The 11,804-nt window shown below is 66.6% G+C and carries 10 protein-coding genes and 1 pseudogene; 2 read left to right on the top strand and 9 right to left on the bottom strand.

Annotated features, from left to right (window positions below; all coding sequences use genetic code 11):
* Positions 1–66 precede the first annotated feature (66 nt).
* The 9 genes and pseudogenes from hutG to A3CW_RS0119595 form a co-directional block, all read right to left on the bottom strand.
* A complete protein-coding gene (gene hutG / locus A3CW_RS0119635) occupies positions 67–876 on the bottom strand; it encodes an N-formylglutamate deformylase (RefSeq protein ID WP_028205091.1) in 810 nt (269 codons plus the stop codon).
* A 42-nt stretch (positions 877–918) separates the two neighbouring features.
* On the bottom strand, positions 919–2,337 hold the full coding sequence (locus A3CW_RS0119630) for a formimidoylglutamate deiminase (RefSeq protein ID WP_028205090.1): 1,419 nt from the start codon (positions 2,335–2,337) through the stop codon (positions 919–921).
* Positions 2,338–2,351: 14 nt separating this feature from the next.
* Positions 2,352–3,584: an imidazolonepropionase gene (gene hutI, locus A3CW_RS0119625; RefSeq protein ID WP_028205089.1), complete on the bottom strand. Its 1,233-nt coding sequence runs from the start codon at positions 3,582–3,584 to the stop codon at positions 2,352–2,354.
* Positions 3,584–4,273 carry a HutD/Ves family protein gene (locus tag A3CW_RS46905; RefSeq protein WP_051481583.1) on the bottom strand — a complete coding sequence of 230 codons (690 nt, stop codon included), beginning with the start codon at positions 4,271–4,273 and terminating at the stop codon, positions 3,584–3,586. Before A3CW_RS46905 ends, hutI begins: the two co-directional genes overlap by 1 nt.
* Positions 4,270–5,958 (bottom strand): urocanate hydratase, encoded by a 1,689-nt coding sequence (gene hutU, locus A3CW_RS0119615; RefSeq protein WP_028205088.1) that lies wholly within the window; start codon positions 5,956–5,958, stop codon positions 4,270–4,272. Before hutU ends, A3CW_RS46905 begins: the two co-directional genes overlap by 4 nt.
* Positions 5,959–6,164: 206 nt before the next feature.
* Positions 6,165–6,404 (bottom strand): annotated as a pseudogene (locus A3CW_RS52410) (urocanate hydratase); the annotation flags it as partial.
* A 417-nt stretch (positions 6,405–6,821) separates the two neighbouring features.
* The gene (gene hutC, locus A3CW_RS0119605) at positions 6,822–7,535 is read right to left on the bottom strand and encodes a histidine utilization repressor (RefSeq protein ID WP_028205086.1); all 714 of its coding nucleotides are present in this window, start codon (positions 7,533–7,535) and stop codon (positions 6,822–6,824) included.
* A 107-nt stretch (positions 7,536–7,642) separates the two neighbouring features.
* Positions 7,643–9,052, bottom strand: a complete 1,410-nt coding sequence (locus A3CW_RS46900) for a sensor histidine kinase (RefSeq protein ID WP_051481582.1) — start codon at positions 9,050–9,052, stop codon at positions 7,643–7,645.
* Positions 9,053–9,070: 18 nt separating this feature from the next.
* Positions 9,071–9,748: a response regulator gene (locus A3CW_RS0119595; RefSeq protein ID WP_028205085.1), complete on the bottom strand. Its 678-nt coding sequence runs from the start codon at positions 9,746–9,748 to the stop codon at positions 9,071–9,073.
* Between the two features lie 199 nt (positions 9,749–9,947).
* Here A3CW_RS0119595 and A3CW_RS0119590 point away from each other — a divergent pair, with 199 nt between their 5' ends.
* A complete protein-coding gene (locus tag A3CW_RS0119590) occupies positions 9,948–10,967 on the top strand; it encodes an ABC transporter substrate-binding protein (RefSeq protein WP_028205084.1) in 1,020 nt (339 codons plus the stop codon).
* A 37-nt stretch (positions 10,968–11,004) separates the two neighbouring features.
* Positions 11,005–11,799 carry an ABC transporter ATP-binding protein gene (locus A3CW_RS0119585; protein WP_028205083.1) on the top strand — a complete coding sequence of 265 codons (795 nt, stop codon included), beginning with the start codon at positions 11,005–11,007 and terminating at the stop codon, positions 11,797–11,799.
* The last annotated feature ends 5 nt before the right edge of the window (positions 11,800–11,804 follow it).

Raw genomic sequence — 11,804 nt, 5'->3', positions numbered from 1 at the left:
CGGCTCTGGATCGTTCGATCGAGAGCCGTTGTGTCCATGCCCGGCCTGAGTGGCCGTCGGGAATGTTCAGGCCGCAGCGGCGTTCATCGTCTCGATGGCCTCAAGCGCGCCGCCCACCATCTCGCGCAGCACGGGCTGGACTTTCTCAGCGAGCGCGGGCACGTAATCGAACGGCGCCGTTTCGTTCATGTAGACCGATTGGCACATCTCCAGCTGGATCGTATGCACGCCGTCTTGAGGTGCGCCGAAATGGCGCGTGATGTAGCCGCCCTTGAAGCGTCCATTCGCGATCCACGTATAGCCGCTTGCCGCCGCCGCGTGTTCCGCGCGCGCCTGCACCGCCGGGTTCACCGTGCGGCCGTCCTGGGTGCCGATGTTCAGGTCGGGCAGCTTGTTGTCGAACAGGCGCGGCAGCACGCTCGCGATCGAATGCGCCTCCCACAGCAGCACGTTCGCATGCGCCGCGCGCAGGCGCTTCAGTTCGGCGGCGAGCGTGTCGTGATACGGCTGCCAGAATGTCTGCACGCGGCGCTGGCGCTCCGACGCGTCGGGCACGCAGCCGTCGCGGTAGATCGGCTCGCCGCGAAACGTTTCGGTCGGACACAGCGACGTGGTGGTCTGGCCGGGATAGAGGCTCTCGTCGTTCGGCGGGCGGTTCAGGTCGATCACATAGCGCGAAACGCGCGCGCCGAGCACGGTCGCGCCCAGTTCCTTCGCAAACGCGTAAAGGCGATCGAGATGCCAGTCCGTATCGGCGACGGTGAGGGCCACGTCCGTGTACTTGCCGTGCATCGCGGCGGGAATGTGCGTGCCCAGGTGAGGGATCGAAATGATAAGCGGCGCGCTGCCGCGTTCCAGTGAAAAGATATCGGTCATCGAAATTTGTCTCGTGAATGGCGCGTGCGTTCGGGCCCGCGTTCAATCGTCAGCCAGCAGCCTGGCAAGCGCCGCGCGATAGTCGGCGTAAAGGCGCGCTTCGTCGCGATGGCGACGCGCTTCCACGACCTTGACGCCGCCGGTGTAGACGTCGAGCACCGGCGTTTCGCCATGCTCGCAGAAGACGACCGACGAGAGCCACGTGAGCGGCTTCTGTTCGGCGAGGTTCGGATGCTGGGCGTCGAGCACGATCCAGTCGGCGCGGGCGCCTTCCTTCAATGCGCCGACCTTGCGCCCGGTTGCACTGGCGCCGCCGGCGAGCGCGGCGTCGAACAGCCGGTCGGCAACCTGCGCCTGATGCGTCGCGGCCAACACATTGCGCTCGCGCCGTGCGAGCCGCTGGCCGTATTCGAGCAAGCGAAGCTCCGCGCGCCAGTCCACGCCGATATGACTGTCCGAGCCCACGCCGAATGCGCCGCCCGCATCGAGATACTCGCGCGTGGGGAAAATGCCGTCGCCGAGATTCGCTTCGGTCGTGAGGCACAGGCCCGCAATCGCACCGCTCTGGGCGAGCGCGGCGGTCTCCCGCGCATCGATATGCGTGGCATGGACGAGGCACCAGCGCGCGTTCACGTCGAACCGGTCGAGCAGCCATTGCACCGGCCGCGCGCCCTCGGTCGCGAGGCAAGCCTCGACTTCGGCCGTCTGTTCGGCGATGTGGATATGCACGGGTGCGCCAGGAAGCGCGTGGTCCAGGCCTTCCAGTAGCGCGCGCAACGAGTCGTGCGAAACGGCGCGCAGCGAATGCGGCGCAACGCCGTAGCGCAACGCGCCGTGCTCGGGCCGCCACGCACGCAGCGCCTCGACGATGCCGAGCAGCTGTTCCGGCGTGTTGATGAAGCGGCGCTGATCGTCGCGCGGCGCTTGCGCGCCGAAGCCGCTGTATTGATAGAGCACGGGCAGCATCGTCATGCCGATGCCCGTCACGCCCGCTGCGTCCGCCACGCGTTGCGCCAGTTCGGCGGGACTCGCGTACTGCTGGCCATCCTTGCCGTGATGCACGTAGTGGAATTCGCAAACGGAGGTGTAGCCCGCCTTCAACATCTCGACGTAGAGCCAGCGCGCAATCGCCCCGAGATCGTCGGGCGTGATGCGTGCCGCGAAGCGGTACATGAGGTCGCGCCAGCTCCAGAAGCTGTCGGTGGGGTTCGCGCGATATTCGGTGAGGCCCGCCATGGCGCGCTGAAACGCATGCGAATGAAGATTAGGCATGCCAGGCGCGACCGGGCCCGCCGCTCGCGCGACGCCTCGAGGCGCTTGCGCCAGATCGGGCGTCACGTTGTGCAGCGTTCCCGCGGCGTCCCATTCGAGCAGCACGTTGCGGCGCCAGCCGTCGGGCAAATAAGCGTACTCGGCGAAGAGCGCGCGCGAAGTCGGATTCGATTCGATGGTGTGATTCATGCTGAAAATAGCGCTCAAACGCGACGCTCAACTGCGCGACGCTCAAAGACGGTCTCGCCGCCGCGCACCACGCGTGCGCAGAGCGGGCGGCCGATCCAGTAAGCCAGTTCCGCGAGCGACTGCACCGTCCAGACGGCAAAGTCCGCGGGACGACCCGCCGCGAGCGTGCCATGACGCTCTGCGTCGCCAAAAGCCTGCGCGGCATGCCGCGTCACGCCCTGCAACACCTCCGGCACGGTCATGCGGAACAGCGTGGTCGCCATGTTCATCATGAGCAGCAGCGAGGTGGCGGGCGACGTGCCCGGATTGCTGTCGGTCGAGATGGCGATCGGCACCTCGTAGCGCCGCAGCAAGTCGAGCGGCGGAAGCTGCGTTTCGCGGATGAAGTAGTACGCGCCCGGCAGCAGCACCGCCACGGTGCCCGCTTTCTTCATGGCGGCGACGCCCGCTTCGTCGAGAAACTCAAGATGGTCGGCGGACAATGCGCCGTGTCGCGCCGCGAGCGCCGCACCGCCGCTATTGGAAAGCTGCTCGGCGTGCATCTTGACCGCGAGCTTGCGCCGCGCGGCCGCCTCGAACACGCGCTCGCTCTGCGCGAGCGAGAAGCCGATGCGTTCGCAGAACACATCGACAGCGTCCACGAGCCCCTCGTCGGCGAGCGCGGGCAGCATGCGTTCGCACACTTCGTCGATATAGTCGTCGGCGCGGCCCGCGAACTCGGGCGGCAACGCGTGCGCACCGAGAAACGTCGTGCGCACCGTGACCGGATAACGCTCGCCAAGCTGACGCGCGACGCGCAGCATCTTGCGCTCGCTCGCCAGATCGAGGCCATAGCCCGATTTGATCTCGACAGCCGTCACGCCTTCGGCAAGCAACGCTTCGAGGCGCGTTGCGGACTGCGCGAACAGCGCGGCTTCGTCGGCCGCGCGCGTGGCGCGCACCGTCGATACAATGCCGCCGCCCTGGCGCGCGATTTCTTCGTAGCTCACGCCCGCAAGACGCTGCGCGAATTCATCGGCGCGCTGTCCGCCGTAGACGAGGTGCGTGTGGCAATCCACGAGACCGGGCGTGACCCAGGCGCCGCCCAGGTCCTCGCACGGCCACTCGGTGAATGATGCGGGCAACCCGGCAGCGGCGCCGAGCCACGCGATCTTGCCGTCTTCCACCGCAATCGCCGCGTTCTCGACGACGTGGCCCGGATCGCCATGCGGGCACAGGTTGAGGTTTTGCCAGAGAGTGCGTTTCATCAGGTATGCACAGCATCGCGCGATGCCGTTTCCGTAGTGTCTTGCCGTGGCGCGTCCAGGACATCGAGCGCCACGGCGAGCAAGGCGCCCGCGCCGCGTGTTTCGATCTGCAAGGGGCATTGCGCGTCGAGCGTATCGATGCGCAGCGTGTCGCCCGCTTCGAGGCGCACGTGGCGTTCGCCATCCACGCGCACGTCCTGACCGCCTTGCGCGCAGTAGAGCAAAACCGTTTGCGCATGCATGCTGCGCCGCTCGTTTGCGCGCCATACTTCGAACGTGCCGCGCGCCGCATCGCGGCGCACCATCAGGTTGAAGTCGCGCGTGGCGCCGTTCACGAGGCGCGCGTCGATCGCGGCTTCCCCCGCGAAATGCGCGACGTCGAGGGGCTGCGTGAGCACATGCGTGCGACCCGCTTCGTCGAGCAGCATGCCCGCGCCTTCGAGCAGCACCAGCGTCCGATCGACGCCCTCGAAACGCGAGAACGGCCCCGCCTGCGCGACATCGGCCACGCTCACGCGCCACGCAAACGCGTCCAGTGACGCGCCAGCATGCGATGCCACGTGCGCCACCGCGATTTCGCGCGTGACGCCGCCGCCATTCTTCCAGGGCGACGCCACGAGCGCCGCGCCGCGCAACAGCGTGAGCCTGGCGGCCTGCACCGCGCCGCCTATCGCTTTCGCGCCGCTCATCGGCCGAGCATCGGCAGCTTGAGACCCGCCTCGCGCGCGGTTTGCTGCGCGAGTTCGTAGCCGGCGTCCGCGTGGCGCATCACGCCCGTGGCCGGATCGTTGTGCAGCACGCGGCCCAGACGCTCGTGCGCCGCCTGCGTGCCGTCCGCCACGATCACCACGCCCGAGTGCTGCGAGAAGCCCATGCCCACGCCGCCGCCATGGTGCAGCGAGACCCACGACGCGCCGCCCGCCGTGTTCAGCAGCGCATTGAGCAGCGGCCAGTCGCTCACCGCGTCCGAGCCGTCCTTCATCGATTCCGTTTCGCGGTTCGGGCTCGCCACCGAGCCNGTGTCGAGGTGGTCNCGGCCGATCACGANNGGCGCCTTCAGCTCGCCGTTNTTGACCATTTCGTTGAACGCCTGGCCCAGACGGTAGCGATCCTTCACGCCCACCCAGCAGATACGCGCCGGCAGGCCCTGGAANGCGATGCGCTCGCGCGCCATGTCGAGCCAGTTGTGCAGGTGCGGATCGTCGGGNATCAGNTCCTTGACCTTNGCGTCCGTCTTGTAGATATCCTCAGGATCGCCCGAGAGCGCCACCCAGCGGAACGGGCCCTTGCCCTCGCAGAACAGCGGACGGATATACGCCGGCACGAAGCCCGGGAAATCGAACGCGTTTTCCACGCCCATTTCNAGCGCCATCTGGCGGATGTTGTTGCCGTAGTCGAGCGTGGCCGCGCCGCGCTCCTGCAGCGTGAGCATCGCGCGCACCTGGTGNGCCATCGACTNCTTCGCNACCTTCACGATGNNTTCNGGCGCGACCTTCTGCGCTTCGCGCCACTGCTCCACNGTCCAGCCCTGCGGCAGGTAGCCGTTGATCGGATCGTGCGCGCTCGTCTGGTCCGTCACGCAGTCNGGCGTGATGCCNCGCTTCACGAATTCGGCGAACACATCGGCGGCATTGCCGAGCAGNCCCACCGAAACCGGCTTGCCGGTCTTCTTCGCTTCCTCGACGATGGCCAGCGCCTCGTCGATNGTNTTGGCCTTGCGGTCNACGTAGCGCGTCTTCAGGCGGAAGTCGATGCGCGTCTCGTCGCATTCCACCGCGATCATCGAGAAGCCCGCCATCGTCGCCGCGAGCGGCTGCGCGCCNCCCATGCCGCCGAGACCGCCCGTGAGGATCCAGCGGCCCTTCGGGTCGCCGTTGAAGTGCTGGTTCGCGACCGAATAGAACGTCTCGTAGGTGCCCTGCACGATGCCCTGCGAGCCGATGTAGATCCAGCTGCCCGCCGTCATCTGGCCGTACATCATGAGGCCCTTGCGGTCCAGTTCGTGGAANTGNTCCCACGTGGCCCAGTGCGGCACGAGGTTCGAGTTCGCGAGCAGCACGCGCGGGGCNTCNGCATGCGTGCGGAACACGCCCACGGGCTTGCCCGACTGGATCAGCAGCGTCTCGTCCTCGTTCAGGTCCTTNAGCGANGCGAGGATCTGGTCGAAGCACTCCCAGTTGCGCGCGGCGCGGCCAATGCCGCCGTACACCACGAGCGCATGCGGATGCTCGGCGACTTCGGGGTCCAGATTATTCTGGATCATCCGGTAGGCGGCTTCCGCCAGCCAGGTCTTGCAGACCTTCTCGCTGCCGCGCGGCGCGCGGATCGTGCGGGTCGGGTCGAGGCGCGGGTCGGTGAAGTTCGGGTGGTTCATAACGTCTTCGTCTCGGATGTTATTCAGGATGACTGTTTTTATTCGGAATCTAGCGCTTATTGCTCGGACTCGAACGCCAGCGGGCTATGTTTGGCGATCGCGCCGTTCTGCACCAGCTTCGTCATCGCGGCGATGTCCGGCGCGAAGTAGCGGTCGAGGTCGTAATGCGGCACCTCGGCGCGCACCGACTGCATCACATGCGCGACCAGGTCCTTCAGCGACGCGAGGATCTGGTCGAAGCACTCCCAGTTGCGCGCGGCGCGGCCAATGCCGCCATACACCACGAGCGCATGCGGATGCTCGGCGACTTCGGGGTCCAGATTATTCTGGATCATCCGGTANGCGGCTTCCGCCAGCCAGGTCTTGCAGACCTTCTCGCTGCCGCGCGGCGCGCGGATCGTGCGGGTCGGGTCGAGGCGCGGGTCGGTGAAGTTCGGGTGGTTCATTTGTTCGGGTCCGTCGAGTCTGGGTAGCAAGCTGAAGGGCTGCGCCCGCGGAGGTGCAATGAGCGCTGCAACGTGGGCTAAGTCTACCGCCGCCAAGTTGTATATACAACTCGTTTTGATCAAACGTGGGTTAGTAGTTACCCTGAGGTAAATAGCGGGAATCAGGCTACAGGAGCGAAGAGCGACGGGAGATCGGTGAAAGCTTTGTCTAGACAAGACGTCTGCAAACAGACTGACACGGCGAATGGCGCGCGGAGGCGACCAGACCACTCGCGCAAGCGAAAGAGGCTGGCTTGAAGCAGATAGGGATCAGGAGGGACGGAGCGCTGGGAACCGGGCGGCAAGGCGCGCTTGAGCGTCCGGTGGTGTGCGGTTCAGAAGGTCAACAGCGGGAAACGAGCGGCCTCGCCGCCCTGTTCAAACAGTGCCCGCCAGATGAAATCGCGAAGCTGGATGCCACAGGCGCACGGAAGTCGCCACATGACGCCCCACCCACGTGCGCCGCAGCAACAGCAGGCAAGGCTCGCCGATTTCCATCTCCAGGTACTGCCGCACGCGCGCGTCGGGCTTCTGCGCGTAGATGCGGAACTCGGCGCGCTGGATCGGCGCGAGGCGCACCATGTAGTGATTCGGCGTTTCGACGGTGAAGTCCTGAGCGAGGTATTCGGGGAACACCTCGGGGTTCACGTAGCGGTCCTCGTACTGGATCGGCTCGCCCTCTTCGCTGTGCACGATGCGCGAGTGGAACACCGGCCCGGCGTCGAGTTCGAGCGCGGAGATCGCATTCGGATCGTCGCTCGACTCCAGTTCCAGCACGCGTGCCGCATGCCGATGGCCGCGCGCCGCGATTTCGTCGGCGATATTGCGGATCTGCAGCACCGTCGATTCGTACTGGCGCGGCGCCACGTAGGTGCCCGAGCCGCGCACGCGGTTCAGCACGCCTTCGGCCATCAACTCGCGCAGTGCGCGCGACACCGTCATGCGCGCCACGCCGAACTCTTTGACCAGTTCCGTTTCGGAGGGCACCACGTCGCCGGGCCCCAAGGCGCCGCTTTCGATCTGCGCGAGCACGTGACGCTTGATCTGCTCATAGGCGGGCAACGGGGCACTGCGGACCGTCTTCTTTTGCATGGTCTCGATCTTCGAATGAACGGGTGGTCGCCGCAGCGATGGCCGCCAGGCGCGGCGCGGGCTTGCGGCTTCAGGCGGCCACATTGTACCGCCCCTTAAAGCGCCTCCTATGCAGGCTCGGCCACGAGCGCGGGCTGCCAGCGTGCGAGCACCACACAGGCGCGCACGCCCCGCCCGTCCGCGCCCGGACTCAGGCTCACCGCGCCGCGATGCGACTGCGCAATCTCGCGCACGATCGCCAGACCAAGGCCGGTGCCTTCCGTCCCGGCGGCGGCGCGGAAGAAAGGCTCGAAAACGCGCGCCCGCGCTTCGGCGGGAATGCCGCGGCCGTCGTCGAGCACTTCGAGCGCGACCGTCTCGCCGCTCGCCCGCACCGACACGGTGACGTGGCCGCCAGCCGGCGTGTAGCGCAGCGCGTTGTCCACGAGATTGCTGACCATCGCGCGCAACAGTTCGCGATGCCCCTGCACCACCGCCTCGTCCGTCTCGCGAGGCAGCTCCGCGCCGAGGTCGATGCCGCGCGTCTGCGCGAGCAGCGCGAGCGCCTCGATCACTTCGCGCGCGAGTTGCGCCATGTCGACGGGTGCGGCCGGCAACTGCGCGGGATCGAGTGCCTCGGCCTGCGCGAGCAGCAGCAACTGGTTCGTGAGCGCGACCATCGAGCGGTTGCTCACGTGCATGGCCGCCAGCACTTCGTCGAGCGCGGGATCGACGGCCTTTTGCTGGCGCGCATACTGCAACTGCGTGCCGAGCAGCGTGAGCGGCGTGCGCAGCTGGTGCGCGGCATCGGCGATGAAGCGGCGCTGCGCCGCCGTCTGCGCCGAAAGGCGCGCAATGCATTGATTGATGGCGTCTACGACGGGCCGCAGTTCGGCATGCAGCCCCTCGGCGCGAATGGGTTCGAGGTGCGAAGGATCGCGGTCCGCCACGTCGTTCTTGAGCTTCATCAGCGGACGCAGCTCGAACGTCAGACCGATGCAGGCGAGCGCTACGGCCAGCATCACCATGCCGATCTGGCGATAGAGCTGGGGACGCCAGAGCGCCTCCACCATCGCGTCGCGCGAGCGCCCGGTCTTGCCAACCGAGACTCGCACGCGCCAGATGTGACCATTGTCGTACATGGAGCGCACCACGCTCACGGCGCGCACGGCCTGGCCGCGCAGATCCGCGTCGTACGCCACGAGCGAATCGACGGCGGGCGACGAGGCCGCATGCGGAAAATCGGGCATGCCCGCGAGCAGCGAGCCACCCTCCACGTGCACGTTGTAGAACACCTGATCCTGCTGCGGCGAGGCGAAAAGCTCGAGCGCCGCGGGCGGCACGTCGGCGCGCAGCGCGCCGTCGGCCCATTGCACGGAACCGGCGATCATGCGCGCGGACGACAGCAGCCGGCCGTCCTGCACCAGATCGGCGGTATGGCGGGCAGCGCGATACTCGGAGGTCGCCGTAAAACTCACGTAGAGCGCGAGCGGCACGAGCATCCACCACAGCAGGCGAACGCGCAGGCTACCCGTCATGACGGCACGCGCAAGTCGTCATAGCGTTTCATCCTTCCGGCGCAGCAAATAGCCCAGGCCGCGCAGTGTCACGATCACGGCCGAGCTGCCTTCGAGCTTCTTGCGCAGCCGCGAGACGTAGATTTCGATGGCGTCCTCGCTGGGTTCGTCGGCGAGCGTGAAGATCGCATCGACGAGCGCGGCCTTCGAAACGGTCTGGCCGAGGCGCAGCGCCAGCGTTTCGAGCACCGTGCGCTCGCGCGGCGTCACGTTCAGCGGCGCACCCTTCAGCGTGAACTGGCGTGTGTTGAGGTCGAACACGAGGTCCCCGCAGCCGATTTCGTTGGCGCGCGCGGGCGTTTGCCGGCGAATCAGCACCTTGATGCGCGCCACCAGTTCGCGCACCTCGAAGGGCTTGACGAGATAGTCGTCGGCGCCCGCGCCGAGCAGCTCCACTTTTTCGTCGATCGAGCCGCTCGCCGTGAGCACCATGACGGGCGTCGCGTCGCCGCGCTGGCGCAGCCGCCGCAGCACGTTCTTGCCCGAGAGCTTCGGCAAATTGAGGTCGAGCAGCACCACATCGTAGTGATTGGACTGCAGCAACTGGTCGGCGGCTTCGCCGTCCTGCACGGCGTCGAAGGCGAACGCCTGCTCCTCCAGCGTTTTGACGAGCCAGTGCGCCAGCGTGGGATTGTCTTCGATCAGCAGCAACTTCATGGGCAGGTGCGGGCAAGGGCGAAAGGCCGTTTCGGGGGAATCGATTGTGCCGTTGCCGGCGCGCCGCCGCCCTGCGGGTTAACACGGACGATTTTGCACGGCGCCCGAAGGCTGGCAGAAGGCTTACGGTTTTTATAATCGGCTCCATCCACCAAAAAGCGCCCGCATGGACGGCGCACCACCTTCAGGAGACTCCACGATGCCTACCTTGCGCCAGATCGCCGCTGTATCGAGTGTCGCGTTCGCCCTCGCCGCCGGCTCCACGGCTGCCCACGCGGAAAAGATCACGATCATGGTTGGCGGCGCAACCAAGATCATCTATCTGCCCGCCAAACTGACCGAGCAGCTCGGCTACTTCAAGGACGAAGGCCTCGACGTCGAGCTGCAGTCACAGCCGGCCGGCGTGGACGCCGAGAACGAGCTGCTCGCGGGTGCGGTGCAAGGCGTGGTGGGCTTCTACGATCACACCATCGACCTGCAGAGCAAGGGCAAGGAAGTGCAGACGCTCGTGGTGTTCGGCCAGGTGCCGGGCGAAGTGGAAATGGTGTCGAACGCGGCAGCCGGTACGCTCAAGAGCATGGCCGACGTGAAGGGCAAGACGCTCGGCGTAACGGGCCTTGGCTCCTCCACGAGCTTCCTCACGCAGTACCTCGCGCAGCGCTCGGGCGTGCCCTCCAACCAGTACACGCTGCTGCCGGTGGGCGCGGACAACACCTTTATCGCGGCGATCAAGCAGAACCGCATCGACGCGGGCATGACCACGGAGCCCACCGTCTCGCGTCTGCTGCAAACCGGCGACGCCAAGGTGCTCGTCGACATGCGCACGCTCGAAGGCACGCGCGCGGCGCTCGGCGGCACCTACCCCGCTTCGAGCTTCTACGTGCAGCGCGCCTGGGCGCAGTCGCACAAGGACGAAGCGACGAAGCTCGCGCACGCGTTCTCGCGCACGCTCAACTTCATCGCCACGCATAGCGCCGACGAAATCGCCGCGAAGATGCCGAAGGACTACTACGGCAACAACAAGGACCTGTATGTGGCCGCGCTGAAGTCCTCGCTGCCGATGTTCACGAAGGACGGCCGCATGCCCGCCGACGGCCCCGATACGGTGCTCAAGGTGCTCTCGGCGTTCAATCCTTCGGTGAAGGGCAAGCACATCGACCTCGCGAAGACTTACTCGAACGACTATCTGCCGGCTGCGACCGCCACGGCGTCGAAGTAAGCAACGCAACCGGCCCCACGTTCAGCCCACTGAGACAATGACTTCCTCCCATTCCCAAGGCACGCCGGCCATCGAGCTGCGCCACGTTTCGTGCCGCTTCATTTCACCGGACGGCAAGGCGACCGTCGCCCTGCGCGACTTCAGCATGTCGGTCGCGCGCGGCGAGTTCGTCGCGATCGTCGGGCCCACGGGCTGCGGCAAGTCCACCACGCTCAGCATGATCACGGGCCTGCTCAAACCCACCACGGGCGAAGTGCGCGTGATGGGCGCGCCCGTGGACGGCATCGATCCGCGCATCGGCTTCGTGTTCCAGGCCGACGCCGTGTTCCCGTGGCGCTCGGTGCTCGACAACGTGGCGGCCGGTCCGCTCTATCGCGGCCGCTCGAAGTCGGCGGCCTACGACGAAGCCAACGAATGGCTGCGCCGCGTGGGCCTCGCCAATTTCGGCAAGCACTATCCGCATCAGCTTTCTGGCGGCATGCGCAAGCGCGTCGCGCTTGCGCAGACGTTCATCAACAAGCCCGAAATCCTGCTGATGGACGAGCCGTTCTCGGCGCTCGACATGCAAACGCGCACGCTCATGCAGGACGAGCTGCTGCAGCTGTGGGGCGGCACGGGGTCGGTCGTATTCGTCACGCACGACCTCGAAGAAGCCATTGCGCTCGCCGACCGCGTGTTCGTGCTGACCGCGCGCCCGGCCACGCTCAAGAAGGTCTACGAGATCGATCTGCCGCGCCCGCGCGTGACGTCCGAAATCCGCTACGCGCCGCACTTCGTCGAACTGTCGCGCCAGATCTGGCACGACCTGCGCGAAGAAGTGCAGATCGCCTAACACCG

Source organism: Paraburkholderia nodosa DSM 21604 (assembly GCF_000519185.1).
Lineage (GTDB): Bacteria > Pseudomonadota > Gammaproteobacteria > Burkholderiales > Burkholderiaceae > Paraburkholderia > Paraburkholderia nodosa.
This window is presented reverse-complemented; position numbering and strand designations above follow the sequence as displayed.

Excerpts from the sequence above, each read along its gene's own strand:
- hutG (WP_028205091.1), bottom strand. The coding sequence starts at position 876 with ATGACCGATATCTTTTCACTGGAACGCGGCAGCGCGCCGCTTATCATT.
- A3CW_RS0119630 (WP_028205090.1), bottom strand. The coding sequence starts at position 2,337 with ATGAATCACACCATCGAATCGAATCCGACTTCGCGCGCGCTCTTCGCC.
- hutI (WP_028205089.1), bottom strand. The coding sequence starts at position 3,584 with ATGAAACGCACTCTCTGGCAAAACCTCAACCTGTGCCCGCATGGCGAT.
- A3CW_RS46905 (WP_051481583.1), bottom strand. The coding sequence starts at position 4,273 with ATGAGCGGCGCGAAAGCGATAGGCGGCGCGGTGCAGGCCGCCAGGCTC.
- hutC (WP_028205086.1), bottom strand. The coding sequence starts at position 7,535 with ATGCAAAAGAAGACGGTCCGCAGTGCCCCGTTGCCCGCCTATGAGCAG.
- A3CW_RS46900 (WP_051481582.1), bottom strand. The coding sequence starts at position 9,052 with ATGACGGGTAGCCTGCGCGTTCGCCTGCTGTGGTGGATGCTCGTGCCG.
- A3CW_RS0119595 (WP_028205085.1), bottom strand. The coding sequence starts at position 9,748 with ATGAAGTTGCTGCTGATCGAAGACAATCCCACGCTGGCGCACTGGCTC.
- A3CW_RS0119590 (WP_028205084.1), top strand. The coding sequence starts at position 9,948 with ATGCCTACCTTGCGCCAGATCGCCGCTGTATCGAGTGTCGCGTTCGCC.
- A3CW_RS0119585 (WP_028205083.1), top strand. The coding sequence starts at position 11,005 with ATGACTTCCTCCCATTCCCAAGGCACGCCGGCCATCGAGCTGCGCCAC.